The organism is Enterovirga rhinocerotis (genome assembly GCF_004363955.1).
Lineage (GTDB): Bacteria > Pseudomonadota > Alphaproteobacteria > Rhizobiales > Beijerinckiaceae > Enterovirga > Enterovirga rhinocerotis.
In genome coordinates, this window is sequence record NZ_SNZR01000011.1 from 913967 (window position 1) to 938845 (window position 24879).

Here is a 24879-nt window from a genome sequence, read left to right on the forward strand (position 1 = left end):
ATCAATCACCGTAGGGTTCCGGCAACTTGTCCTCGTCGGCGAGATTCGTGAAGCGCGTGACGTCGGCCTGGAAGGCGAGCTGCACGGCTCCGGTCGGGCCGTGGCGCGACTTGCCGATGATGACCTCGGCCTTGCCGTGGACCCGCTCCATCTTGCTCTGCCAATCCTGATACTCGGGGGTGCCGATCGCGGGCTCCCTGCCCTTGAGGTAGTATTCCTCGCGAAAGACGAAGAGGACGACGTCGGCGTCCTGTTCGATCGAGCCCGATTCACGGAGGTCGGACAGCTGCGGCCGCTTGTCGTCTCGTGATTCGACCTGGCGCGAGAGCTGGGAGAGCGCGACGATCGGCACCGCCAGCTCTTTGGCGAGGGCTTTGAGGCCGGTCGTGATCTCCGTCACTTCCTGAACGCGGCTTTCACCCTTCTTGGAGCTGCCGGACAGGAGCTGGATATAGTCGACCACGAGGAGGTCGAGGCCGCGCTGGCGCTTGAGGCGCCGAGCCCGCGCGACGAGCTGGGCGATCGAGATGCCGCCCGTCTGGTCGATGTAGAACGGGATCGTCTGCATCTCGCGGGCGGCGTCGGTGATCTTGTAGAAATCGTCCTCGCGCATGTCGCCGCGGCGGATCTTGTAGGACGGCACGCCCGATTGTTCGGCGATGATACGGGTGGCGAGCTGCTCGGCCGACATTTCGAGCGAGAACAGGCCGACGATGCCGCCGTTGATCGTCTTGAGCGAGCCGTCGGGCTGCTTCTCCCCCTCGTAGACCTTCGCGATGTTGAAGGCGATGTTGGTGGCGAGTGCCGTCTTGCCCATGCCGGGACGCCCGGCGAGGATGATCAGGTCGGAGCTTTGCAGGCCGCCGAGTTGCCGGTCGAGATCGGCGAGGCCGGTCGAGATGCCGGAGAGCTTGCCGGCGCGCTTGTAGGCCGCCGCTGCCATGTCGATGGCGGCGGCCATCGCGTTCGAGAAGGTCTGGAAGCCGCCATCGGTGCGCCCGGTCTCGGCGAGTTCGTAGAGCCGCTTCTCGGCCGCCTCGATCTGGTCGCGCGGCGAGGATTCGACCGGCGCGTCATAGGCGACGTTGACCACCTCCTCGCCGATCGAGATCAGGTTCCGGCGGATCGCGAGGTCGTAGATCGTGCGGCCGTAATCCTCCGCGTTGATGATCGTCGTCGCCTCGGCCGCGAGGCGCGCGAGGTATTGTGGCAGCGTGATGCCGCCGAGATCCGCGTCGCCGAGGAAGGTCTTCAGCGTGATGGGGTTCGCGACCTTGCCCGCCTTGATGAGGCTCGACGTCACCTCGTAGACGCGCCGGTGCAGCTCCTCGTGGAAATGCGGGGGAAGGAGGAAGTCCGAAACCCGGTAGAAGGCGTCGTTGTTGACGAGGATCGCCCCCAGCAGCGCCTGTTCCGCGTCGACGTTGTTCGGCGCCTCGCGGAAGGCGCGCTGGTCCTGATCGAGACGGGCGACAAGCGCGGTGGCGGAAGCCATGGTGACGATGATCCTCGAGACGATCTGACGATGGGCGCGATTGGCCCGATTCGGGGACGGGCTGATAACCCGAATTCGCGCTCTCCCCGCAACACACAGGCTTGCTGTCTTACGATATCGCCTTTCGGCTCGGAACACATCAAGAACAAATGCGCGGCGGGCCTCGTGCGCCGCCGCAGCCGTGCTAAGCAGGTCGGCTGGCGGTGGAGCATGCTCCGGAAATCGGGATCCGATTGTCCGAGTAAAGCACGCTCCTACCGCAACCTGGAGCATGCCGCCGTGTCCGCGACACAACGGCATGCGCTGGCTCAACGTGGAGACATGGATGCTGCAATCCTGGTGGAATCTCGCGCTTCTCGCGACCGAGTCCCAGCACGTCGTCTGTCTGCGGCTGATCAAGCTCGGAAGTGGTGGCTTCGAGGCGCAGGAGGAGGCGTGCCTGATGGTGTCGGAGAAGGTCGAGGCCGGCATCCAGACCGGTCTCGCGGTGATGATGGGCGGCTCGCCCGACCGGATCGTCTCGACCTATCGCAGCAGGGTTCAGGCCAACGTGGCGCGGCTGTCGAAAGCGTAGGGTGCCTCAGGCCGCCGGAGGGTCCGTGTCCTCCAAGGCGGCCAGGAACATCAGCGAGGCGCGGAAGATCATGCTCTCCCGCCCGACGAGTGCGGTCCCGTCGAGGACGATCCGGCCACCCGAATCGGTCCCGCTGAAGCCGATCCCGACCTGTCGTCCGCCGAAAAGGGGAAACTGGCTGGTGCTGGGCGTGTGCTGGTTCACCACCACCTCGCCGTAGAGGGTCTCTCCGCGAGCCTCGTAGCTGCCGACATAGTGCAGGAACGAATCGCCGCCGAGGATGCGCCCGTCCCGCAGAACCAGGACGCCGCTGCCTTTGCCGGTCCGGCCGTCGCCGAGATGGACGTGGATCGAGTACAGACCGTTCTTCATCGCGCTCGCCCCGAGCCGGGCCGCCGGCACGCGCGTCGTTCCGCCTCGTGAAAGCGGAGGAGCTTTCGACTAGAGCGCTTTCCGCGGAAGCGAAAGCCGCTGTTCTCCGTCTGTCCCTATAAAACTGACGATAGAGTCAAGATCCGAACCGCACCCCTTCGTGGCGAGGGGCGCGCGCCCGGACGGGGGCGGCCCCCTCCGAGCCGACAAGACCCGGAGGGAGCCGTGGAACTCAGAGTTCCTCGCCGGGGCCGGCCTCGGCCAGGGCGGCGCCGACTTCGAGGTCGAGCTCGTCGAGATCGAATTCATCGCGCTCGAAGACGCTCTCGCCACGGGCCTGACGCTCGGCCTCCTCGGGGCTGCGGGCGACGTTCAGAGTGATCTCGACCTCGACCTCCGGGTGGAGCGAGACCGGGATGGCATGCAGTCCGAGCGTCTTGACCGGCTTGTTCAGCATGAACTGGTCGCGGCCGACCTTGAAGCCCTCGGCGGTGACGACCTCGGCGAGGTCCCGCGCGGCGACCGAGCCGTACAGGATGCCCGTGTCGCCCGCCTGGCGGATGATGGTGAAGCTCTGCCCGCCGAGCTTCTCGGCGACGGCCTCGGCATCCGAGCGGCGCTCGAGGTTGCGGGCTTCGAGCTCGGCCTTCTGGTGCTGGAAGCGCTCCTTGTTGGAGGCGGTGGCGCGGAGCGCCTTGCCCCGGGGCAGGAGGAAGTTGCGGGCATAGCCGTCCTTGACGCGGACGGTCTCGCCCATCTGGCCGAGCTTGGCGACCCGTTCGAGAAGAATAACCTGCATGACGTGAACTCCTTCGATTGGCTGAGTGATCAGATTGAGGGGGGAGGCGGCGCGGCCCGGCCCTTGCGGAAGGGCAGCAGCGAATCCGCGAGGCCGAGGAGAGCGAAGACCGGCAGAAGGACGTAGCTGAAGAGAGCCACGAACACGTAGGTCGTCGTCAGGATCAGCGATCGCGCCTGTTTTCCGCGCGTGACGTCGTGCATCACCGCCATGCCCTGGAGGGCGAAGGCGACGCCCAGAGCGCCGATGAGCGACATCGCGGCGAAACCGGCGAGGCCGGACATGCCGGTCGCGAGGATCGCTGCGAGCAGCACGATCGCCGCCGCGGCCGGCATCCGTGTCAACGGGATGTCGGGCCACGGCCTCACGAGCCGTCCCGAGATCGCAACCGCCTTGCTCGCGAGCCACAGATTCGCCGCCAGCATCAGCGTCAGCGCAAAGCCGAAGGCGGCAGGAGCCAGCCAGAGCATCATGGCCGCGAAGTCGCGGGCCGGGATGCCGAGCGATTCCGGAGAGGCGCTGCCGCGCCCGGAGCCGGACGAGCGTTGCATCAGTTCGGTCGCCGTCTGTTCGAGCGCCTCACGATAGCGTTCGAGGTCGCCCCCGGTCGCCGCATAGATGGCGGTGCAGGCGATGGCCGCGGCCGTCATGGCGAGCCAGAACAGGATATGCCCGACGGGAAGCCAGCGCAGGGCGCCGCCGTCATTGGCGGAGAGGGGCGGGCGGGCGAGAAGAACGAGATAGGCCGGAAACCAGGCCGCGAAGCCGGGACCGAGAGCGAAGGCGATGCCTGTCGAGGAGCGCAGGCCGACCGACAGGGCGAACGCGCCGACGGACAGCGCGAGCAGGCCGAGCAGATGGTGCCAGCCGAGCGCGACGATGAGGATGGGAAGCGGCGCGAGATAGATCAGCATCGCGCTCGCGACCGAGCCCGTGCTGGCGGCCGCGAAAAGGATGGCGGAGACGAGGCCGGCCGCGATCCCGAGGGTTACATAAGTTATCATCGCTCGCTGTCCCGCCGCGGCGTCGCGGGGTTAGGGACGGAATGTCCCAGCGTGGCGCGGGCGGCTCGTCCGCCCGTGCCGAAGGCGCGGCGGGATCCCGGAGGATCCCCCGCACCGGTTTCACGCGCTTACGCGATCACGTAGGGCAGGAGCCCGAGGAAGCGAGCCCGCTTGATCGCCTGCGACAGCTCGCGCTGCTTCTTGGCGGAGACCGCCGTGATGCGCGAGGGCACGATCTTGCCGCGCTCGGAGACGTAGCGCGAGAGCAGCTTGACGTCCTTGTAGTCGATGACCGGCGCGTTCGGGCCCGAGAAGGGGCAGGTCTTGCGACGACGGAAGAAGGGGCGACGACCCCCAGCAGCCATGGACATGATCAGGCTCCCTCACCCTGCTGGGCTTCGGGAGCACCGCCGAAGCCGAAACCTTCTTCTTCACGGCGACGACGCTCGCGATCCTTGCGCTCGTCGCGGTCGCGCTTCTGCATCATCACCGAGGGAGCCTCGTCGTGAGTCTCGACCTTCAGCGTCATGAAGCGGAGCACGTCCTCGCTGAGGCGCATCTGACGCTCCATCTCGGCGACCGCCGGGGCGGGGGCCGTGATGCCGAGCATCGTGAAATGCGCCTTGCGGTTCTTCTTGATGCGGTAGGCGAGGGACTTCACGCCCCACAACTCGATCTTCTCGACGGCACCGCCGCCGGCCTCGAGGACGCCCTTGTACTGCTCGACCAGCGCCTCGACCTGCTGCGCGGTCACGTCCTGGCGCACCAGGAAAACGTGTTCATAGAGTGGCATTGTGAGCCCTTGCTTGTGTGGACGAACGGGCTCGCGATGTCGGATGATGTCCGAGCCTGTCCGTACGCTCTCCTCGGCGCCAAGCCCTTCGAGCCCTGCGGCTCGAGCGGTTGTCGAAGGCGGAGACACCGGACGGCGGGTCCGAGAACCCTACCGGTCTGCAGGCAGCCGGCCGTCCGTTCAGCCCCCAGCCGAGGCGAACGTGAAGCGCGGCTCTTAGAGCGATCCCCGCGAAAGTGCAAGAGCGCCCGGCCCTCGCTGTGGCCGCGCAGCCGAATGGTGTCTGGCGTGCGCGTTGGTGCTATTCAACCGGCATGGACGATATCGACCGCCTGATCAGCCTCATCGAATCGGCGCGCGATGAGGCGGCGCGCCTCGGCCCGCGCACCGCGGCGATCGCGGCTCGACTCGAAGAGGCGGTGACCGAGGCCCGCTCGCTGCTGGCATTGGAAGGCCGTGCCGACGAGGGACGTCGGCCTGAGGACCTCTCCAGCGCGAACGACGGCTGACGGAGCCTCCGCGCCGCATTGTTTTCCGGCGCCGACGTGAAAGGCGCCGCAGACCGGATGACCGACATGCCTCTCCCGCCCCTTCGCCTCGGCGTGAACATCGACCACGTCGCGACGCTCCGTAATGCGCGGGGCGGGTTCTATCCGGATCCCGTCCGGGCGGCGCACGAGGCCATCATGGCCGGCGCCGACGGCATCACGGCGCATCTGCGCGAGGATCGCCGCCACATCGTCGACGCCGATATCGAGCGCCTCAAGCGCCAGATTCTCACGCCGCTGAACTTCGAAATGGCGGCGACCGCCGAAATGATCGCGATCGCGAAGCGCATCAGGCCCCATGCGGCCTGTCTCGTGCCGGAGAAGAGATCGGAACGCACGACCGAGGGCGGCCTCGACGTGACCCAGACCGACCATCTGAAGCCCGTCGTCGACGAGCTTCGCGACGCGGGCATGCGGGTGTCGCTCTTCATCGAGCCGGAGGTCGCGGCGCTCGAAGCCTCCGCCGCCCTCGGCGCTCCCGTGGTCGAGCTCCATACCGGCGCCTATGCGGAGGCCTGCCTCGCGGGGGAAGCGGAGCGGATCGCGCGCGAACTCGCCCGCCTCTACCACGCGGCCGAGCGCGGCGCCGCGCTCGGGATCGAGGTCCATGCGGGACATGGCCTCAACGAGGAGAACGTCGCCCAGGTCGCGGCGATCCCGCAGGTGGTGGAGCTGAACATCGGCCATTCGCTGATCGCGGCGGCGGTTTTCGTCGGGCTCGGCGACGCGGTCCGCGCCATGCGCGAGGCGATGGAGAAGGGGCGGCGAAGCATCGCCGCCTGATCGGAGAACCCATGATCCTCGGCATCGGCTCGGACCTCTGCGACATCCGCCGGATCGAGCGTTCGCTCGAGCGCTTCGGCGAGCGTTTCACGCACCGCATCTTCACCGAGCTCGAGCGCCGCCGGAGCGACCGCCGGGCGAACCGTGCGCCGTCCTATGCGCGCCGCTTCGCCGCCAAGGAGGCCTGTTCGAAGGCCCTCGGCACCGGGCTTCGTCTCGGGGTCTTCTGGCGGGACATGGAGGTCGTGAACCGGCCGGGCGGCCAGCCCACGATGCGTCTTTCGGGCGGCGCGCTCGAACGCCTCCGCGAGATGATTCCCGAGGGGCACGAGGCCCGCATCCACGTCTCGCTCACCGACGATCCGCCGCTCGCCCAGGCCTTCGTCGTCATCGAGGCCGTGCCGCTGGGCACGTAGCGGGGTCATCGGCCCGGCATGGACGAGGGCCGACGCGTCGCGATCGCCTTTATCGCTGCTTGAACCCGGCCGGCGCCTTGAAGCGATCGTTCCGAGATGAATGTGAGGACGTGATCAAGATCGTCCAGCGCCGGTCGCGCATCGACCTCGCCCTGCCTTGACGTCGACTTGTGTCTTCGCCATCGAACGGACGCCAGAGAAACGGGAGGCCGTCATGCGCAAGCCACGTCACCTCGCCGACCAGCCCTGCTTTTGAGATCACCTCGAAGCGGCGTCGGTCCTATCCATCGGAAACCCGCGTGAAGCGGGGCGATCGCGTCGTCCACGGCGACGTCGAACTGATCGAGCGCCTCGGGCGCAACGACCTCTGCCCCTGCGGCTCGGGACGCTTGTTTCAAGCGCTGCTGCCGTAACGGCGGGCGCTACGATGGCGCCGAACGCGCCCATTACTTTCAGGGAATGAGACCGGATGGCGGCGGCGATCGGCCGCCGCCAGTGACGCGCCGCATTGCGGGGGGGCGTCCTATGCTCTAGATGCGGCGCCGGTCGTGACCGACGGCCGGAGGATCATCAGGATGGCCCGTGCCGACATGGGCGGTAAGACAAAGGTGAAGGACGAAGGCGGGCTCTGGGAGACCATCAAGGTCATCGTCCAGGCGCTGCTGATCGCGCTCGTGATCCGCACCCTTCTCTTCCAGCCGTTCAACATCCCCTCGGGTTCTCTGATCCCGACGCTCCTCGTCGGGGATTACCTCTTCACGACGAAATACAGCTACGGGTATTCCCGGTACTCGATCCCCGGCGGCCTGCCGCTGTTCCAGGGGCGCGTCTGGGGCGCGGAGCCGAAGCGGGGCGACATCGCCGTCTTCAAGACGCCGAAGGACAACTCGACCGATTTCATCAAGCGCGTGGTCGGGCTGCCCGGCGACGAGGTCCAGATGGTCGGCGGGATCCTGCACATCAACGGCAAGCCCGTGCAGCGCAAGCGCATCGAGGACTTCGTCACCTCCGACCTCTACAATCGCCAGACGGCGGTTCCGCAATATATCGAGACCCTGCCGAATGGCGTCTCCCACCGCGTCATCGAGGCGGACGGCGACAATTCGTACTGGGACAACACGAACGTCTACAAAGTGCCGCCCGGTCACTTCTTCATGATGGGCGACAACCGCGACCGCTCGGCGGATTCGCGCGACGATACCGTGGTCGGCTACGTGCCGTTCGAGAACTTCGTCGGACGGGCCGAGATCATCTTCTTCTCCATCGACGAGCGGTCCTCGGCCTGGAAGATCTGGGATTGGCCCTGGTCGGTGCGCTGGAACCGACTCTTCACGGTGATCCGGTAGTCCGGGATGGCGGTGATGCGACGAGTTGTGCTCGCCTTCGCCCTGCCGATGGCGGGCAGGCGCTAGGTCATGGCCGCGAAGCCCGACCCGGCCGCGCTTGAGGCGCGTCTCGGCTATTCCTTCCGTCAGCGCGGCCTCCTCACCGAGGCGCTGACCCATGTCAGCCGCAGCGGCGGCGGCCCGACCTATCAGCGGCTCGAATTCCTGGGGGACCGGGTCCTCGGGCTCGCGGTGGCCGACCTTCTGATGCGGAGCTTCCCGACGGCGAGCGAGGGCGACCTGTCGCGCCGCCTCGCCGAGCTCGTCCGGCGCGAGACCTGTGCCGAGGTGGCCCTGGCCTGGGAGATCGGTCCGTATCTGCGCCTCGGCGGCGGCGGGACCGGCGCGATGCGCCGTAACGTCTCGATCCTCGGCGATGTCTGCGAGGCCGTAATCGGCGCCGTCTTCATGGATGGCGGGTTCGAGGAGGCCTCGGCCCTGGTCGGCCGCGCCTTCGCGCCCCGGCTCGAGGCGCTCGCCGAGGTTCCCGCGAACCCGAAGACCGTCCTTCAGGAATGGGCCGCGGCGCGCGGATTGCCGCCGCCGGTCTATGCTATCGTCGACCGGTCGGGCCCCGACCACGCGCCGACCTTCCGGATCGCGGCCCGCGTGCAGGGGCTCTCCGAAGGGTTGGGGGAGGGGAGTTCGCGCCGCGCGGCCGAGCAACTCGCGGCCGAGGCGGTGTTGATCCACGAAGGTGTGACGCGCCCGGCCGCGGCCGGGCAGGAGGAGGTAAGCCGTGGTTGAGGGGCAGGAGGCAGCGGCGACGCGCTGCGGCTTCGTCGCGCTCATCGGGGCGCCGAATGCCGGAAAGTCGACGCTGATCAACAGCCTCGTCGGCTCGAAAGTGTCCATCGTCTCGCACAAGGTCCAGACGACGCGGACCCAGGTGCGCGGCATCGCCATCGACGGCGATGCGCAGATCGTCTTCGTCGACACGCCCGGCATCTTCAGCCCGAAGCGGCGGCTCGACCGGGCCATGGTCACGTCCGCCTGGGGCGGCGCGGGCGACGCGGATATCGTCGGCCTCCTGATCGATTCCCGTCGCGGCCTCGACGAGGAGGCGGAGGCCATCGTCCGCAAGCTCGCCGATGTCCGCCGGGCGCGCATCCTGATCCTGAACAAGATCGACCTCATCGAGAGAGGCAAGCTGCTCGCCCTCGCATCCGACCTGAACGCGCGGCTGCCGTTCGAGAGCACCTTCATGATCTCGGCCCTGACGGGCGACGGCGTCACCGATCTCCGGCGCGATCTCGCCGCCCGGATGCCGCCGGGGCCCTGGCTCTATCCGGAGGACCAGATCTCGGATGCGCCCCTGCGCATGCTCGCCGCCGAGATCACCCGCGAGAAGATCTACGAGCGGCTCCACGAGGAACTGCCCTACCGCTCCACCGTCGAGACCGATTCCTGGCAGCAGCGGCCGGACGGGTCCGTCCGGATCGAGCAGACGATCTTCGTCGAGCGCGACAGCCAGCGGAAGATCGTGCTGGGCAAGGACGGCCAGACCATCAAGGCGATCGGCCAGTCGGCGCGGCGCGAGATCGCCGAGATCGCCGAGACCCGCGTCCACCTCTTCCTGTTCGTGAAGGTGCGCGGGAACTGGAGCGACGATCCCGCCCGCTACCGCGAGATGGGCCTCGACTTCCCCGGCTGAGCCGGGAGCCTCGCCCCCTTCTACGGAAGCGTGATGATCCGGGCGCCGGAGCCCGCGATCCGGCCTGCCTCCGGATCGATCGTGTAGACCCGCACCCTCCGGGACCCCGCCGGCGCCTCGATCTCGCGGAACGCGTTGCGCGCGGCGGAGGCCGGCGCGGCATCGGACCTCGTGCCGACGCCGAGGGAGGCCTCCCTCACGCGCTGGCTGCGCTCATAGGCACGGGCGATGGTGGCGCGATGCGAGGTGCCGATCGTCCGGTCGACCAGCCGCTTCGATTTCGGCCCGAGGGCGCGGCTGCGCCGGTAGTCGGAGAAGGCCTGCCGGGACAGCGGCAGGGCTCCCGTGCCGGCATAGGCCTGGGCCTCTCCCTTCTCGTCGACCACGATGTCGCCCGTCCGGATCGTCGGGTCGAGCAGGATCGGCAGAGGCTGCGCGATGTTGTCCGGGCCTTGGCAGGAGCAGTCCGCAACCAGCTTGCTCCGGTACAGGAAGGCCGTGCGCAGGCGGCCGTAGGTCTCTCCGCTCGAGACCGAGCGCGCCGCGGCGGGCTGCTCGAAGGATTGGCCGGGATTGAGCGTGTAGAGCTGGGTCTCCGCCCCGGGGCAGGCCGCCGCGCAGGCCGTGCGGTGGGTCGGAAGATCGCTCGACGCGCGCAGGATGCCGAGCGGGAAGGCGTAGCCGTCGCAGGTGCGCACGCACATCGTGCGGCGCCCGGCGATGACCGAGCCGAGGGAGCCGAGCTCGACGCGAGCCCTTCGTTCGACGGGCTTTCTCGGCGTTCCGGGACGGGCGTGCTTCGCCTCGGCCGCTTTCGGGTCCACCCGGCGCGCCGCCCGGCGGCGGGCCTCCTCGCGAGGCCGCACGACGTAGCGCGGAGCGTCCGCGTAGCGCGGCCTCAGCCTGACGGGATCGATGATCCGGTCGAGGGATTGATTCCGAAAGAAGTCGAAGAATCCGACATCGTCGGCCGCACGCACGAGGGTCACGCCGGATGCGGCGAGGCCGAGCCCGCAGAGGATCGAGGCGAGGCCGAGAAGAGCGGGCGATCCGCTCAGGTAGCGGCGAGCGCCTCTTCGCGAATCAGGCGACGACGACGGCGTGGCGTCGGATGACATCGAGAATGCTCCACCAACTGCCGCATGATATCCTTAACGTGGCGGACGGTTTATGGTCAACGAACCCTCAAGGGATCGCCTGACCGGCCGGCGACTTGGGATCCGGTGTCCGCTTCTTCGACGCATGAACTGGTCCGACCGCGCCTTCGTCCTCGGCTGCCGCCCCTTCGGGGAGAGCGGCGTGATTCTCGAGGCCATGACCCGCGAGCACGGGCGCCATCTCGGCCTCGTCCATGGCGGCCGCTCGCGCCGGTCGAGGCCGGTGCTGCAGGCCGGCAATTCCATCGCGGTGGCCTGGCGGGCGCGGCTCGACGACCAGCTCGGCACCTTCACCGTCGAGGAGGAGGTCTCGCGGGCGGGACGGCTCATCGCCCGGCCGGCGGCCCTGCTCGGGCTCGCGACGCTCGCGAGCCATCTGCGCCTTCTCGCCGAGCGCGACCCTCACCCGCATCTGTTCGATGCCGCCGAATCCCTGCTCGACCGGCTCGACGATGCCGAGGTCGGGCCCGGCCTCTTCGCCCTGTTCGAGCTGGCGCTGCTGGCCGAGTTCGGCTTCGGCCTCGATCTCGCCTCCTGTGCCGCGACCGGGACGACGGAGGATCTGATCTATGTTTCGCCGCGGACCGGCCGCGCGGTCTCCCGCATGCCGGGCGAGCCGTATCACGACCGCCTCCTCCCGCTGCCGCGCTTCCTGCGGGAGGCGACGGACGTCGCGCCCGATGCCGGCGAGATCGCCGCCGGCTTCCGGCTGACGGGCTTCTTCCTGACCGAGCATCTCTACGCCCCGCGCGACCTCTCGCTCCCCGACGAGCGGGCGCGCTATCTCGGCCTTTCGGGATCTGGCGGCGCGGTCTGAGGGCGTCGAGGCCGCCTCCGGTCAGTGCAGGCGCGATCGCTCGACGCGGAGCAGCAGAGGGCGCGAAGGCCTGAGCGTGATCTCGAGACGCGGTTCGGGCGGGGCCGCCTCCACCGAGACGAACCGGAGATCCCGCAGCAGGACCGCGAGGATGGCCACGGCTTCCAGCATCGCGAAGCTCGAGCCGATGCAGACCCGTGGGCCGGCTCCGAACGGGAGATAGGCGTAGCGCGGCCTCGCGGCGGCGGCCTCGGGAGAGAAGCGGTCGGGATCGAAGACGTGCGGCGCTTCCCAGAGCGCGGCATGGCGATGCACGGCGAAGACCGGGATGAGGATGCGCGTCCCGGACGCGAAGGTCCGCCCGCCCAGCGTCATCGGCTCGACCAGTCGGCGCACGATCATCGCGGCGGGCGGATAGAGGCGCATGGCCTCCTCCAGCACCTGCCGCACATAGGCGAGGCGGGGGAGGTGGTCGGGCGTCACCGCATGGCCCTCCGTCACCGTCGCGATCTCGTCGCGGGCGCGGCGGCCGATCTCGGGGTGGCGGGCGAGGAGATCGAGCGTCCAGGCGAGCGCGAGCGCCGTCGTCTCATGGCCGGCCGTCATGAAGGTCGTCAGGTTGTCGGTGATCTGGATGTCCGTCATGCGCTGGCCGGTCGTCGGGTCCTCGGCGGCGAGCAGCAGGTCGACGAGGTCGCCTCCGCCCGCGTCGCCGGCCGCACGCCGCGCGGCGACGAGCCCCTCGATCTCGCTGCGCAGATACCGCGCGGCATCGAGCGCGCGTCGGCGGCCGGGCAGGGGAACCCAGTCCGGCAGGCCGAGCAGGGACGAGAGATTGGCCCAATGCGTCTGGTGCAGATAGGCGGTGACGCTCGCGCCGGCCCTGTCGATGTCGATGGAGCCGCGCCCGGACAGCATCGTCTCGGCGATGATGTCGAAGGTCGTGCGCATCATCTCGTGATTGACGTCGGCCGGTCCGGCAGCGGCGGCGAGCCGGCCGTGAGCGCGTTCGGCGGCCGCCAGCATCGCGGGCACGAAGCGGTCCACCCCCGCCGCGCGGAAGATCGGTGCGATGGCGCGGCGCTGCCAGCGCCAATCGGCACCTTCCGCCGTCAGGAGCCCGTCGCCGAGCGCTGCGCCGAGCGGGCGGCGGACGGACTCGCCCTTGTCGGTCGCCTGGGCGTCGCTCACCAGCACCTGCCGGATCAGATCCGGATCGGTGACGAGAGCGACCTCGTGCTGCAGCACGCGCCAATACGAGAGAGGCTCGACATAGGCCTCGGCCGGAATGGCCTCGATCGGGTTCCGAAGCGTCTTGTGGACCAGCTTCAGGCCGCGCCCGAGATAGGGCGGAGACGTGTTCGCGACAGCATCGGGGATCATTCCGCAACCTCATGCTAAGGTGGGTACCTTAATGCGGAAATTTAGGTGTGCACCTTAGAATGCGCAAGGCAGCGGGGAGGACGGCCTCCGGCCGTGTCCGGGGCGAGACGCGGCGGCGGACGCTCGAAAGCGCGCGGATGCTGTTTAACGGGCGCGGCGTCGCCCGCGTGACGACACGCCTGATCGCCGAGACCGCCGGCATCAACGAGGGAAATCTCTATTACCACTTCCGGACCAAGGCCTCGCTGGTCGTCGCCCTCTTCGCGGCCTTCGAGGAGGAGGCTGCCGGCCTTGCGGCTCCGGACGGCGCCGAACGCCATGAACTCGCTCCGCATGTCGAGGTGCTGCGGCGCTGGTTCGTGCTGACCTGGCGGTACCGGTTCCTGTTCCAGGACATGGCGGCGGTTCAGGCCGAGGCCCCGAGCCTGCGTCCTCGGCTCGTCCGCCTGAGCGCCCGCCTGCAGGCCGAAACGCGACGCAGCGTCGCCGATCTGGCCGAGGCCGGCCTCATCGCCATCCCGCCGGGATTCGAAGAGCCTCTCCTGGCCAATGTCTGGATCGTGTCGAGTTCGTGGATCGGCTTTCTGGTGCTCAACGAGCGGGTGCGCGCCGTCCGCGAGACGCATCTTCGCTGGGGCTACAACCAGGTCCTGAGCCTGTATCTGCCCTATCTCACGGAGCCGGCGCTCGTCGCGCTCGCCGCCCTGCCCGAGCCGTCCTTTTCCGGCGAGGCCTGATCGTCAGGCAGCTTACAGGACGACGCCTTCGTCGAGCCGGTCGGGAGAGAGCATCAGCCGGAACTCGACCGCGATGCCGCCCTTGAAATGCCGGACGACGATGGCGGGCGTGTTGCCGACCGTGACGGGCGTGCCGAGCGGCAGCTTCTGCTCGAGCGCGAGCCCCGCGCCGGAGAGCGAGACGTCGATGATCCGCGCGCCGAGTTCCCGGCCTGATTCGAGGCGCACGACCGTCGAGGTCAGACGCGGTGCGACACGCTCGTGGCGGCGGTCCTCCGGAAGGCCGAGATCCTGGCGGTTGGCGAGCCAGGTGAGCTGCGAGGCGATCTTGTCGCGCTTGCGCATCGCCGCCGCGATCGAGAAGGCGAAGCCCTGCTCGGTATGACGCGTGATCTCGCCTTCGAGGCGCCCGATATGTTCGAGATAGGCGATGACCCGCTCGCCGATCTCACCTTTCACGGGGCCCGCGACATGCGCTCCCCCGGGGGACATGTCGATGGTCTGGCAGGGATATTCCTGACGGTCGGCCAGCATGTAGCGGCCCAGCAGAGCGATCGGAACCCGCTGATGCCGGCGCCGCTCGAGCTTGCGGGGAAGAGGACGAGGCGCGTTCGCCAGCATGACCGGTTTTCTGGAGCGTGACCGTTCGGGATCGGTCGACCATAGTCCGGCGGGGTTAACGGGCCATGCGCTCGACCCTCGAAAATCCCGAAACCATTCACCGCAACCTGGCGGCCAAGTATTTAACGGACGATATTGGTATCAAACACTTGTCGTGTTGTCTTCGCGTAAGATCGACGCTCGGTCTCAGGCGAGCCCGCCCTCATGGACCACGAACATGCGCCGCCGTTCCTCCGAGGTCGGAAGGATGAAGGGCTCGTCGTCTGCCGGCGGGGACAGCGAACCCGGCTCGATGACCCGCAGCGACCGCACCGAAATCTCGCGCAGCGGAACGAGGCCGGCCCAGCCGGGCACGGTTGCCGGCGAGAGCGTGCCGATCAGGCGATCGTGGGTCCTTCCCCGGTGGCGGAGCGGCAGGAGCAGCATCTCCATCGGCAGTTCCGACCCGTTGTGGTTCCAGGCTCGCAGGCCCGCCACCACCCCGGCGGTGTCCTCCAGGACGATGTCCGCCAGACGCTCGGCATCCTCCTCCTCGTCGCCCGCCCACAGGCTCCGCAGCGGCGCGTTGCGGAGGTCGCGACCCAGCAGAGCGCAGATCCGTGTGCCGGCCAGCCGGAAGGTCGCGATTCGGTCATCCTCCCGAGCGACGATGAAGGTGTCGGCGAGGATGTGGCGTATGGCGCCCGGCTGGATCTCTGCGCGATCGGGAGCCGCGCGCTCGCCTCTGAGCGCGTCCCAATAGGCGAAGAGCATCCGGGAGGTCGCGTGTTTCATTTTGAGACGGGCCGCTGCGCGGATCCTTTTCGGTGTGCCGTCTCGCGACCAGGAGGTGGCGCGGCGAGACTCGCTGCGTGTAGACGGTGCAGGTCTGCACGCGGCAGGCCAATGGCCGGAAAGCCGCTGTTCACACCTAATCCAGCCCCATCCCCAGACCGTTCGCTCCCGGCCGGCTTGCCGAAGCGGCGAACGGCCCCCACCCTTCCTCGATGCAGGCTCCCCATCCGATGCACGTGCCGATCGTCACCAGGCGGGAGCCCGCCATCAACATCCCGGCCTTCCTGGTGGCCTGGATCGGGCTCCTCGTGGTCATCCACGCGGTCCGGACGCTGGTCCTGTCCGACGACACGGATCTTCGCCTGCTGCTCGAGACGGCCTTCATCCCGGCGCCATGGTCGGTCGCGAGCGGTTATGCCAGCGGCGAGGCCGTCATTCATGCCGCCGCGGCCGCCCAGGGAGGCGCACCGGCGGAACTGCGCATCGCGCTCGCCCGCTATTTCGCGGCCGAGACGCCCCGGCTCTGGTCGCCCCTCTCCTATGCCTTCCTGCACGGATCCTGGACGCATCTCGGCCTGAACTGCCTGTGGCTCGTCGCCTTCGGGACCTCCGTCGTCCGCCGCGCGGGCACGTCGCGGTCGGTGATCCTCGGCGTCGCGGCGGCGCTGGGCGGAGCCCTTGCGCAATGGCTCTCCTCGCCGCTCGGGACCGAGATCGTGATCGGGGCTTCGGCCAGCGTGTCCGGCTTCATGGCCGCCGCCGCGACCTTCATGTATGCGCGGCCGGGCGACGGGCGCTGGGCCTTCCTCGCCAATCGCGGCGCCCTCATCTTCATCGGGGTCTGGCTGGTCGCCAACCTGATCTTCGGCTTCATCGCCGTGCCGCTCGGCATGTCGGACGGCGACGTCGCCTGGCAGGCTCATATCGGCGGGCTCGTCGTCGGTCTCCTGCTCTTTCCGCTCCTCGATCCGTTCCATCGGGAACCGAGCAGGGCATTCGGTTCTTGAACCCTGGAACCAGTTTAGAGAGGATGGTGTCCGGGTAGCCCCATCCGGGCAGGGGAGGCGGCGATGAGCGTGGCGCAGATTTTGGCCGAGAAGGGCCGCACGGTCGTGACGATCGGGAGCGAGGCCACATTGGCCGAGGCCGTGGAACTCCTGACACGGCATCGGATCGGCGCGCTCGTGGTGGTCGATCCGTCCGGCGCCGTGGGCGGCATCGTCTCCGAGCGGGACGTGGTCCGCGCCGTCGGCCAGTTGGGCATGGAGGGCTTGAACCAGACGGTCGCCGACCGGATGACGCGCAAGGTCGCGACCTGCACCCCGACGGCGTCCCTGCAGGAACTGATGACCATGATGACGGAGGGGAAGTTCCGCCACGTCCCGGTCGTCGAGGACGGCAGCCTCGGCGGAATGGTGTCGATCGGCGATATCGTCAAGCACCGCCTCGCGGAGATGGAGGCGGAATCGCAGGCGCTTCGGGACTATATCGGCGCGGCCTGAGGCGGTCCCGGCTGGAGCTCCCCGAGGATCTCGAGGAGCTCCGGAAGCCTGCGGCGGGCCGCTTCGGCGCCGAGTTCGATCGTCTCGGCCGCCCGGTGGAACTCGAACAGGCCGACCCGCTGCATCTTCGGCGCCAGCATCAGGTCGGGCGGATCGCCCGCGAGGCGGGAGCGCGAGATGCGGTCCTGGATGATGTTGAAGGCCTCGATCATGACCGCCGCCATGCCCGGCGCGCTTGCCGACGGCTTCGCGCGCCCGCGGAAGAAGCCGCGAGGCTGCTCCGTCAGCGCCTCGACCACCGGATCGCCCGGCGGGGTCTGGACGACGGTGCCGCCGCGCGCCTTGATCTCGGCATTGAGGTTGACGCAGATGACGAGGTCGGCGCCGAGCGCGCGTGCGACCGTGACCGGGACGGGATTGACCAGGGCGCCGTCGACGAGCCAGCGCCCGCCGACCTGGACCGGATCGAAGATGCCGGGCAGCGCGTAGGACGCCCGAAGGGTCTGCACCAGCGGCCCTTGGGTCAGCCAGAGTTCGTGGCCCGTCGCGAGTTCGGTCGCGACGCCGGCGAAGCGGATCGGCAGGTCCTCGACGAGCAGCTCGCCGAGATCGACCTCGAGCAGGCGGCGAAGGCGATTGCCGCCGATGAGGCCCGAGCCGGTGATGTGGAAATCGAGCAGGCCCATGATGCGGCGCTTCGTCAGCGTGCGCGCGAAGGCCTCCAACTCGTCGAGCTTGCCGGCCGCGTAGCACCCGCCGACCACGGCACCGATCGAACAGCCGGCGATGATGTCGGGCCGCAATCCGGCTTCGTCGAGAACCCGAAGGGCGCCGATATGCGCCCAGCCGCGCGCGGCACCGCCGCCGAGCGCAAGCCCGATCTTGGGGCGCCTCGCCGTCGGCGCGGTCTGATCCGGCAGATCGCCCGTCAGACCGAAGGCGCGCCGCGCGAAGCCATCGAAGAACATGGCCCGTTCCCCGTCTCTACCGGGCGCGATGATGGCACCGGGGCCGTGAAGCCATTGTGAATGCGGCTCGGGCCTCCTGTCGCAGGTGGCGGGGTCAGACGGCGAGGAGGGGCGTGCCGTCGCTGGCGCGTTCGACGCGCCGGTAGAAGCAGCTTCGGCGGCCGGTATGGCAGCAGCCGCCGTCCCCCGCGACCGAGACCCGGATCCAGACCGCGTCCTGGTCGCAATCGATCCGCATCTCGCGGACCGTCTGGATCTGCCCCGATGTCGCGCCCTTGTGCCAGAGTTCGGCGCGGGAGCGTGACCAGTACCAGGCCTCTCCCGTCTCGATGGTCCGGGCCAGCGATTCGCGGTTCATATGCGCGACCATGAGCAACTCGCCGGTCTCGTGGTCGGTCGCGACGCAGGTCACGAGACCGTCGGGGCCGAAGCGGGGCGTCAGGCGCAACCCTTCCTCGAGTTCGCTTTTCGGTCCCGGCGCGGGAAAGTCCAAACTCGCCTCCTCTCGCGCATCGCCCTCGCGGCGGCGCGCCTGTGCGCCTATATCAGGTTCGGCTCTCATCACCGCAAATCGGAGCACATCGGGCGGTCCATGCTGGACGACATCTATAACGGCCGCATCCTCGCATTGGCGGCCGACATCCCGCGGCTCGGCCGTCTCGCGCGGCCCGATGCGAGCGCGACCGCGCATTCGCGCCTCTGCGGCTCGACCGTGACCGTCGACCTCGTGACCGACGGGGAGAAGGTCACGGATTTCGCCCACGAGGTGAAGGCCTGCGCGCTGGGCCAGGCCTCCTCGTCGGTGATGGGTCGCCATGTCGTCGGCTCGACGACGGAGGAGTTGCGGGCCTTGCGCGAGGCGATGCGGCGGATGCTCAAGGAGAACGGGCCGCCGCCCGACGGACGGTGGGCGGAACTCGCCGCACTCGAGCCGGTGCGCGATTTCAAGGCCCGTCACGCCTCGACGCTCCTGACCTTCGACGCGGTCGTCGAGGCGCTCGACCGCGCCGAGGCGGCGCGCGCAGCCTGACGATGCTGGCGCGCCGGGCTGCCCGCGTGGCGATCCGCACCTATCAGCTCACCTTATCGAGCCTGATGGGCCGGCAGTGCCGGCACCTGCCGAGCTGTTCGGACTACACCGCCGAGGCGGTCATGCGGCATGGCGTCTGGGCGGGGAGCTGGATGGGGTTCGCCCGAATCTGCCGCTGCGGTCCGGGAGGCACGTCGGGCCTCGATTTCGTCTGTGACGAGATCCCGGAAGGGGCCGCCTGGCACAGGCCCTGGCGCTACGCCCGTTGGCGCGGGACGAACGAGGTTCCGCCGGGGGGAGGCGCCACGGCCGCTCAGCCCGAATCGACCAGCACCTCGATATCGGAATTGAGCCCGCTCTCGACCCGGAACTCGCGCGTATAGACCTTGCCGTTGTGCCGGGCGATCACGGTGTATTCGCCTTCGGCGAGCACGACGGTCGGGAAGGCGCCGATGGCCTCGCGGATGACGTCGCCGCCCGGGGTGAGGACGCTGAAGGCGGTGCCGGCGAAGGCCTCGCCCCCGGCCGCCGCGACGAGTTTCAGCGTCACTGTCGCCGCGCGGTGGTTCAGCGTCGCATCCGTGATCTTGCCGCGGTCGACCCGGAGATCGGTGCGCATGATCGCGTTCGATTCTCCGTAGGTCGAGACGACGTGATAGGTCCCCTCGGGCAGGCGCACCAATTCGCCGGCCTTGACGTTGGCGGCGACGAGGCGCCCCTCGGAATCGTTCGGCAGCGGCTGATAGATCGAGAACATGACCCGCTCCGGCGGGATCGGGATGTCGCCGATGGCGCCGCTGAGCTGCAGCGCTCCCGCCTCGATCGCGAGCCGCTCGTCGATGGGCGACGACGCGACGGTGATCCGGCGCGTGGTGGCGGCGAGGCCGTAGGCGGCATGGACGATGTAGCTCCCGGGCGGCAGCGTGGTCGTCGGCGTCGGCGTCGTCAGCTTCTCCTTGAACTCCGGCGCCGCTTCGCTCCCACGGTCGAGGAAGATGCGCCAGACGATGCCCGAGCGGATGGGCTTCGAATCGCCCGACAGGAAAGCGCTGAGCGTGACCTGCTGCGGACCGCTCGGAGCATCGGGCGGGGGGATGGTCGGCGAGGCGACCGGCGGCAGGCTCGGGGTGGCCAATCCGTCGCGGATGGCCGGCGGGGGCAGGGGCTGAGCCTGCGCGACGGCCGGCACGAGCGCGACCAGGGCGACGCAGAGGCCGGTGGCAGGACGGAGACGCGTCACGGGGTGGTTCGCTCCGCCTCGCCGAGGCCTGCGGCGGACGACGTGCGGTGGGCGAGGCCGCGCGTCGCGGCGACGAGATTTCCGGCCGAGAACGGGCGGAAGACGAACTCGACCCGATGCTTTCCGGGGCCGACCTCGACCCCTCGGAACAGGATGTTCGTCCGCAGGATGCGGGCAGGCTTGCCGTCCACTGTCGCTTCCCAGCCGGGATAATAGATGTCGTGGAGGACCACGACGGCGTCGCGGTCCGTATCCACGTCGAGTGAGACCGCATTGCGGCGATACTCGGTGATCGAGACCGAACCCGCGGCGGGCGCGGGGTCCGGCGAATCGTCGCCCGTGCCGAAATCCGCCTCGAGCAGCTCGGCCTGCTCGTCCTCGATCAGGGCCGTGGTCCGGCGATCGAACTCGGGCAGCTCGGCCTCGTGCAGGACCTGCTCGGAATCGACCTTCAGGAGCCGCGTCGCCAGATAGGCGCGCGGCGCGCTCGGGGCCAGCCGATAGATCCACATCGAGCCGGCGCCGTAGAGGAGAGCCGCTCCCGAGATGCGGGGGAAATGCTTCGGCAGCCGCTCCAGCGGCCGGTCGAGCACGAGGTATTCGAGACCCAGCAGGCCTGCGAGGCGGCACTTGTAGCCCCGGAACGTTCCCGGGAACCGGCGCAGGCTCGGATCGACGGCATTCTCGCCGGGGCCGACCGCTCGCTCGTATTCGGAGAGCCTGAGGGGATTGTAGCCGATCGTATCCTCGAGCCCGAGCATCATCGACGCGTTCTGCCAGCCTCCGGTGAGACCGAGGATCTCGACGCGCGGACGCTCTCCCTTGGCGTGGCGGGCATCGAGTTCAGCCTTGAGCAAGCGGAGGCCCTGGGCCTGGTCGGGCGCGAGCGTCTCGAACACGCCGTAGCGGTTCGCGGGCTCGGCGTTGAGCGAGCAGGCGGCGTTGCGCCAGATGAGCTCGCCACCCGTCGCGGCGACGAGGATCGCGGCGGCGACGCGCCGCCCGCCGATGTCGCCGTTCCAGCGCCGGATGAGGATGACGGCCGCGGCTGCGATCGCGATGGCGATGGCGATCTGGGCGAGGGCCGGCGCCAGCATTCCGGCACGGATGGCGAAGACGAGCCCCGTGCCGAGCGCCGATGCGACGAGGCCGACCGCGACCGCGACGGGCAGGGCGGCGGCGGGCTGCTCCCGGAGGGCCGTGAGACGGGGCGCGCCCTCCTGGACGAAGCGGTGGACGAGATAGCCGCCGGCGAAGGCGAGCGCGATGTTGAGGAGGAAGGTCGCGTCGGCCGGACGGCGGTAGAGGGCGACGCCCGGCAGGCTGTCGAAGACGACCGAGAAGATCGGCGTGTAGCGCCCCAGCGCATAGACGAGCGACACGAGGCCGAACACGAGGAAGAAGCGGAACTCCCGCGCGAGGAGGCGCCGGCCGGCGATCCCGTGCCACAGGACCAGGACGGCCGGCACGGTGCCGACGAAGAGGTAGTTGATGGAGCGGTCGGTCCAGGTCCCCTCGCGCAGCGAGTGCCAGTCCGGGCCCCAGTAATCGTAGGTCCAGCGCAGCGAGCCGAAGATGTTGCCGACGAGGATCGTCGCGAGGCTTTCGGGCGGGAGCGATCCCATGGCCGCGACCCCGAAACCGAAGGAGGGGCGCGTCGAGGTGCCGAGGAACTGAAGGGTCAGGATGACCGGCACGGCGAGCAGCGCCGCGCCGAGGCCGCCCATCAGCGCGAAGACGCCGATGCGCCGGCGAAGATAGGCGAGCGGCCGATCGGACTGCGCGATCATGACGGCCGCGAGCGCGAGGAGCGAGAGCGCGCAGAGGAACGCCACCTGGTCGCGCCCGACGACCATCAGGCTTGCGACGACCGCGAAGGCGGCCGCGAACCGATACGAGACCCGGTCGAGCGCCTCTTCGAGCAGGAGGAAGGCGAGGGGATAGAGGCCGTAGCCGAAGATGATGCCGGTATGCTGGAGGCGCCCGGCCGCCGATCCGCCGAGCACGAAGATCATGGCCGCGACGACCGCTCCCGCCGGATGCCAGCCCCGGCGGCGGAAGATGAAGGGCATGGCGAGGGCGCCGGGTAAAAAATGCGCGAAGACGACCAGGTCGAACACCATCATCGACGGCTTCGGCACGAGCCAGCCGAACAGCAGCATGCTCGGGGTGAACAGCAGCGATTGCGGGTCGGCGGCGGCCGGGTGGCCGCTGAAATGATAGGGATTCCAGAGCGGCAGCTCGCCATGGGCGAGCGAGTCCCCCAGATAGCGCAGCATCGGGTAGAAGTGGTTCTTCGAATCCCAGGGGACCACCATTCCCGTCAGCGGCCAGACGAGCGCCGCCGCGAGCCAGAAGACCAGCACCGCCCCGATGGCGAGCGCGAGGTCCCGGCTCGCCCACCGATAGGTGACGGCGGCAATGGGCGCCGAAGCGGATGCTCGCAGCGGAGGCAGAAGGAGGCCCGAGGCGGTGCCGGCGAAAGCGGGGCGCATGGTGTCAGGCTCGCGGGCCGCGGCGCATTGCGCCGCTCGACAGGGCTCGGCCAGGTGCAGTAGAGGGCCTCAACACCGATCTCATCGACGCTGACTCACTTCCCGACCGAAAGATATTCGGATGGCCCGGCCGGCGCGTTTGTCGGCGACCGCTCTTTCGTCCGGCGGCATGTCGACACCATGCATGGTCGGCCGGAGGCAGAGCGGCCTAGCTCATTCCGTGCAGGCCGTCCAATGCTTGATCGAAGGCGCATGAAGGCACCATGAACGAATTCATCGACCTCCTCGCCAAGCGGCGGACCGTCCCGATCCCGAAGCTCGAAGGCCCTGGCCCGGATGCAGAGGAACTGCAGACGCTTCTCACCATCGCCGCGCGCGTGCCGGATCACGGCAAGCTCGTGCCCTGGCGCTTCCTCGTCATCGAGGGCGAGGCGCGCCAGCGGATCGGCGAGGTCATCGCCGCGGCGTTCCAGGCGGACGAGCCAAGCGCCTCGCCGGAGCGGATCGCCCAGGAGCGCGGGCGCCTCGCCCATGCGCCGCTGGTCGTCGGCGTCGTCTCGTCCGTCCGGCCCCATGCGAAGATTCCGGACTGGGAGCAGCAGCTCTGTGCCGGCGCGGTCTGCATGAACCTGATCGTCGCCGCGCGGGCGATGGGCTTCTCCGCGACCTGGCTGACGCAATGGTTCGCCTTCGACCGCCGCGTCCTCGACGTGCTCGGCCTCGAGCCGCACGAGCGCATGGCCGGTTTCCTGCACGTCGGCCGCCCGCGCGAGATCCCGGCCGATCGAGACCGGCCCGACCTCGCCAAGATCGTCACCCGCCTCTGAGGTTCCCATGTTCTACGACGCCGTCGCCAACGATCACGGGCTGCGCCACAATCCCATCAAGGCCCTGATCGGCCCGCGGCCGATCGGCTGGATCACGGCCCTCTCGGCGAAGGGCGAGTTGAACCTCTCGCCCTATTCCTTCTTCAACATGGTCGGCGAGAACCCGACCATCGTCGCCTTCTCCTCCACCGGCTACAAGGACGCCGTCGCCTTCGTCGACGAGACGAAGGAGTTCGTGTGCAACCTCGTCACCTGGGACCTGCGCGAGCATATGAACCTCACCGCCGCCCCGCTTCCGCGCGGCGAGAGCGAGGTCGCTCATGCGGGGCTCACGACGATCCCGTCGCGCTTCGTCAAGCCGCCGCGCGTCGCCGAAGCGCCGGCCGCCCTCGAATGCCGCCTGCTCCAGACGATCCGGCTCGAGACGGTCGAGGGCGCGGCCATGGACCAGTACCTCGTGCTCGGCCAGGTGATGGGCATCTTCATCGACGACCGCTTCGTCAGCGACGGCATGGTCGACACCGCCGCGATGCGGCCCATCATGCGGGGCGGCTACCACGATTATTTCGTCGCGACGCCGGAGACGAAGTTCTCGATGACCCGACCGACGAAGGCCTGAGCGCCGCGGCGAGCCGGGGCTCGTCGAGGATCATTCCGGCGAAGCCCTCGCGGCGGGCGGCGATGGCGGCATCCTCAACGCGGAGGCCCGGCCACAAGCGCGCTCCCTCGCCATCCTGAGGCCCATCGGACCGAGGAGAGGTGACGTCGCGGCCGTCGAGGTCGCCTTCGCTCTCCAGTAACGCGATCGCCGGCACGCCGCAGGCCGAGGCGGCAAGGATGGTCGTTGCGGCGGCGTGGCACAGGGCCTGCGCCTCCGGGGCGCAGCCGAGCGAAGCGGCCAGCGCCGCCCGGTCGAAGACGAGCCCGGCGAGGCGCGGGTGAGGCCGCAGTCCCGCGAGCGCGAGTGCGCCGGCTGCCTCGTCGGCGACGGACGCGACGATGCCGATGCTGCCGGCGGGGCGGCCGTGCTCGGCTTCCAGCACCGCGAGCTTGGCGCCGAGCCGCTCGATGTCGGGTCTGCCGATCGCGCCCCGGAGGAGGATGCCGTCAGGCTCGAACGCCATCGCCGATGCGAGCGCGTCCTCCATCGACGACGAGGAGAGGGGCGGCACGCGCACCAGCAGGACTGGGCCGGATCCGCGCCCGCGCGTGAGAAGGTCGCTGTGGCCTGAGGCGGCACCGCGCGGCTCCCCGCGCCGCCTTTCCACCAGATCGGCGGCGTCGGCCCCGTGGTGAGAGGCCGGATCCAGCACCAGCGCGTCGGGCGCGGCCGCGAGGGCCGCCTCGAGGGCCGACGCCGTCGATTCGGTTCGAAGCAGGATCAGCATGGGCGGCGAGGTCGCCGGGAAAGCATCGTGCGCTTCGATCCGGGCTGCGTCGGGTCGCGACGGGCGCCGCCGATTTCAGCCTTCATTTACCATGTTCGTTCACGGTCATGGTCGATC

General features: G+C 69.1%; 31 protein-coding genes. 16 read left to right on the top strand and 15 right to left on the bottom strand.

Features of this window, described 5'->3' with window-relative positions; genetic code table 11:
- Position 1: 1 nt before the first annotated feature.
- On the bottom strand, positions 2–1495 hold the full coding sequence (locus EV668_RS04825; RefSeq protein WP_133768683.1) for a replicative DNA helicase: 1494 nt from the start codon (positions 1493–1495) through the stop codon (positions 2–4).
- A gap of 325 nt (positions 1496–1820) precedes the next feature.
- Between EV668_RS04825 and EV668_RS04830 the strand changes: the two genes are divergently transcribed.
- Positions 1821–2069 carry a hypothetical protein gene (locus tag EV668_RS04830; RefSeq protein ID WP_133768684.1) on the top strand — a complete coding sequence of 83 codons (249 nt, stop codon included), beginning with the start codon at positions 1821–1823 and terminating at the stop codon, positions 2067–2069.
- Between the two features lie 6 nt (positions 2070–2075).
- Here the strand turns inward: EV668_RS04830 and EV668_RS04835 are convergent, their stop codons facing one another.
- The 5 genes from EV668_RS04835 to rpsF all read right to left on the bottom strand — a co-directional run bounded on the left by EV668_RS04835 (position 2076) and on the right by rpsF (position 5037).
- Complete coding sequence (locus tag EV668_RS04835) at positions 2076–2441, bottom strand: GrlR family regulatory protein (protein ID WP_133768685.1); 366 nt, start codon at positions 2439–2441, stop codon at positions 2076–2078.
- Positions 2442–2673: 232 nt separating this feature from the next.
- Entirely contained in the window at positions 2674–3240 is a 567-nt protein-coding gene (rplI, locus tag EV668_RS04840; RefSeq protein WP_133768686.1) for a 50S ribosomal protein L9, read from the bottom strand.
- 29 nt (positions 3241–3269) lie between these two features.
- Positions 3270–4244 (bottom strand): DUF2232 domain-containing protein, encoded by a 975-nt coding sequence (locus tag EV668_RS04845; protein ID WP_133768687.1) that lies wholly within the window; start codon positions 4242–4244, stop codon positions 3270–3272.
- Positions 4245–4372: 128 nt separating this feature from the next.
- A complete protein-coding gene (rpsR, locus tag EV668_RS04850; RefSeq protein WP_133768688.1) occupies positions 4373–4615 on the bottom strand; it encodes a 30S ribosomal protein S18 in 243 nt (80 codons plus the stop codon).
- A 2-nt stretch (positions 4616–4617) separates the two neighbouring features.
- A complete protein-coding gene (gene rpsF, locus EV668_RS04855; RefSeq protein ID WP_133768689.1) occupies positions 4618–5037 on the bottom strand; it encodes a 30S ribosomal protein S6 in 420 nt (139 codons plus the stop codon).
- 314 nt (positions 5038–5351) lie between these two features.
- On the opposite strand from rpsF, the gene EV668_RS04860 reads away from it, so the two are divergent.
- The 7 genes from EV668_RS04860 to era all read left to right on the top strand — a co-directional run bounded on the left by EV668_RS04860 (position 5352) and on the right by era (position 9823).
- On the top strand, positions 5352–5546 hold the full coding sequence (locus EV668_RS04860) for a hypothetical protein (protein WP_133768690.1): 195 nt from the start codon (positions 5352–5354) through the stop codon (positions 5544–5546).
- Between the two features lie 66 nt (positions 5547–5612).
- On the top strand, positions 5613–6368 hold the full coding sequence (locus tag EV668_RS04865; protein WP_133768691.1) for a pyridoxine 5'-phosphate synthase: 756 nt from the start codon (positions 5613–5615) through the stop codon (positions 6366–6368).
- Positions 6369–6379: 11 nt separating this feature from the next.
- On the top strand, positions 6380–6784 hold the full coding sequence (acpS, locus tag EV668_RS04870) for a holo-ACP synthase (protein WP_133768692.1): 405 nt from the start codon (positions 6380–6382) through the stop codon (positions 6782–6784).
- Positions 6785–7083: 299 nt separating this feature from the next.
- Positions 7084–7197 carry an SEC-C metal-binding domain-containing protein gene (locus EV668_RS25195; RefSeq protein ID WP_245512853.1) on the top strand — a complete coding sequence of 38 codons (114 nt, stop codon included), beginning with the start codon at positions 7084–7086 and terminating at the stop codon, positions 7195–7197.
- A 162-nt stretch (positions 7198–7359) separates the two neighbouring features.
- Positions 7360–8130 (top strand): signal peptidase I, encoded by a 771-nt coding sequence (gene lepB, locus EV668_RS04880; protein ID WP_133768694.1) that lies wholly within the window; start codon positions 7360–7362, stop codon positions 8128–8130.
- Positions 8131–8199: 69 nt separating this feature from the next.
- The gene (rnc, locus tag EV668_RS04885) at positions 8200–8916 is read left to right on the top strand and encodes a ribonuclease III (protein WP_133768695.1); all 717 of its coding nucleotides are present in this window, start codon (positions 8200–8202) and stop codon (positions 8914–8916) included.
- Positions 8909–9823 (top strand): GTPase Era, encoded by a 915-nt coding sequence (era, locus tag EV668_RS04890; protein ID WP_133768696.1) that lies wholly within the window; start codon positions 8909–8911, stop codon positions 9821–9823. The genes rnc and era overlap by 8 nt, the downstream gene beginning before the upstream one ends.
- A gap of 20 nt (positions 9824–9843) precedes the next feature.
- Here the strand turns inward: era and EV668_RS04895 are convergent, their stop codons facing one another.
- A complete protein-coding gene (locus EV668_RS04895; protein WP_133768697.1) occupies positions 9844–10941 on the bottom strand; it encodes a DUF2865 domain-containing protein in 1098 nt (365 codons plus the stop codon).
- 124 nt (positions 10942–11065) lie between these two features.
- Here EV668_RS04895 and recO point away from each other — a divergent pair, with 124 nt between their 5' ends.
- On the top strand, positions 11066–11797 hold the full coding sequence (gene recO / locus EV668_RS04900; protein WP_133768698.1) for a DNA repair protein RecO: 732 nt from the start codon (positions 11066–11068) through the stop codon (positions 11795–11797).
- Positions 11798–11818: 21 nt separating this feature from the next.
- Here the strand turns inward: recO and EV668_RS04905 are convergent, their stop codons facing one another.
- Entirely contained in the window at positions 11819–13180 is a 1362-nt protein-coding gene (locus EV668_RS04905; RefSeq protein ID WP_133768699.1) for a cytochrome P450, read from the bottom strand.
- 59 nt (positions 13181–13239) lie between these two features.
- On the opposite strand from EV668_RS04905, the gene EV668_RS04910 reads away from it, so the two are divergent.
- Positions 13240–13917, top strand: a complete 678-nt coding sequence (locus EV668_RS04910; RefSeq protein ID WP_133768700.1) for a TetR/AcrR family transcriptional regulator — start codon at positions 13240–13242, stop codon at positions 13915–13917.
- A gap of 12 nt (positions 13918–13929) precedes the next feature.
- Here EV668_RS04910 and EV668_RS04915 read toward each other — a convergent pair whose 3' ends face one another.
- Entirely contained in the window at positions 13930–14538 is a 609-nt protein-coding gene (locus EV668_RS04915; RefSeq protein WP_133768701.1) for a PilZ domain-containing protein, read from the bottom strand.
- A gap of 186 nt (positions 14539–14724) precedes the next feature.
- On the bottom strand, positions 14725–15312 hold the full coding sequence (locus EV668_RS04920; protein WP_133768702.1) for a PAS domain-containing protein: 588 nt from the start codon (positions 15310–15312) through the stop codon (positions 14725–14727).
- Positions 15313–15548: 236 nt separating this feature from the next.
- Between EV668_RS04920 and EV668_RS04925 the strand changes: the two genes are divergently transcribed.
- The gene (locus EV668_RS04925; protein ID WP_245512855.1) at positions 15549–16319 is read left to right on the top strand and encodes a rhomboid family intramembrane serine protease; all 771 of its coding nucleotides are present in this window, start codon (positions 15549–15551) and stop codon (positions 16317–16319) included.
- 63 nt (positions 16320–16382) lie between these two features.
- Positions 16383–16814: a CBS domain-containing protein gene (locus EV668_RS04930; protein WP_133768704.1), complete on the top strand. Its 432-nt coding sequence runs from the start codon at positions 16383–16385 to the stop codon at positions 16812–16814.
- Here EV668_RS04930 and EV668_RS04935 read toward each other — a convergent pair.
- On the bottom strand, positions 16796–17782 hold the full coding sequence (locus EV668_RS04935; RefSeq protein WP_133768705.1) for a patatin-like phospholipase family protein: 987 nt from the start codon (positions 17780–17782) through the stop codon (positions 16796–16798). The genes EV668_RS04930 and EV668_RS04935 overlap by 19 nt on opposite strands.
- Before the next feature lie 94 nt (positions 17783–17876).
- A complete protein-coding gene (gene hisI, locus EV668_RS04940; RefSeq protein ID WP_245512857.1) occupies positions 17877–18275 on the bottom strand; it encodes a phosphoribosyl-AMP cyclohydrolase in 399 nt (132 codons plus the stop codon).
- 99 nt (positions 18276–18374) lie between these two features.
- Here hisI and EV668_RS04945 point away from each other — a divergent pair, with 99 nt between their 5' ends.
- Together EV668_RS04945 and yidD are read left to right on the top strand one after the other, a co-directional pair.
- A complete protein-coding gene (locus EV668_RS04945) occupies positions 18375–18812 on the top strand; it encodes an iron-sulfur cluster assembly scaffold protein (protein WP_133768707.1) in 438 nt (145 codons plus the stop codon).
- A 2-nt stretch (positions 18813–18814) separates the two neighbouring features.
- A complete protein-coding gene (gene yidD / locus EV668_RS04950) occupies positions 18815–19195 on the top strand; it encodes a membrane protein insertion efficiency factor YidD (protein WP_133768708.1) in 381 nt (126 codons plus the stop codon).
- Here yidD and EV668_RS04955 read toward each other — a convergent pair.
- Positions 19126–20052: a hypothetical protein gene (locus tag EV668_RS04955; RefSeq protein WP_133768709.1), complete on the bottom strand. Its 927-nt coding sequence runs from the start codon at positions 20050–20052 to the stop codon at positions 19126–19128. The genes yidD and EV668_RS04955 overlap by 70 nt on opposite strands.
- Positions 20049–22547, bottom strand: coding sequence for a YfhO family protein (locus EV668_RS04960; RefSeq protein WP_133768710.1), 2499 nt, complete (start codon positions 22545–22547; stop codon positions 20049–20051). Before EV668_RS04960 ends, EV668_RS04955 begins: the two co-directional genes overlap by 4 nt.
- Before the next feature lie 263 nt (positions 22548–22810).
- Between EV668_RS04960 and EV668_RS04965 the strand changes: the two genes are divergently transcribed.
- Together EV668_RS04965 and EV668_RS04970 are read left to right on the top strand one after the other, a co-directional pair.
- Positions 22811–23374 carry a nitroreductase family protein gene (locus tag EV668_RS04965; RefSeq protein WP_133768711.1) on the top strand — a complete coding sequence of 188 codons (564 nt, stop codon included), beginning with the start codon at positions 22811–22813 and terminating at the stop codon, positions 23372–23374.
- 7 nt (positions 23375–23381) lie between these two features.
- The gene (locus EV668_RS04970; protein WP_133768712.1) at positions 23382–23993 is read left to right on the top strand and encodes a flavin reductase family protein; all 612 of its coding nucleotides are present in this window, start codon (positions 23382–23384) and stop codon (positions 23991–23993) included.
- Here the strand turns inward: EV668_RS04970 and EV668_RS24675 are convergent.
- The gene (locus EV668_RS24675) at positions 23914–24762 is read right to left on the bottom strand and encodes a hypothetical protein (RefSeq protein WP_166652344.1); all 849 of its coding nucleotides are present in this window, start codon (positions 24760–24762) and stop codon (positions 23914–23916) included. The genes EV668_RS04970 and EV668_RS24675 overlap by 80 nt on opposite strands.
- Positions 24763–24879: the final 117 nt, after the last annotated feature.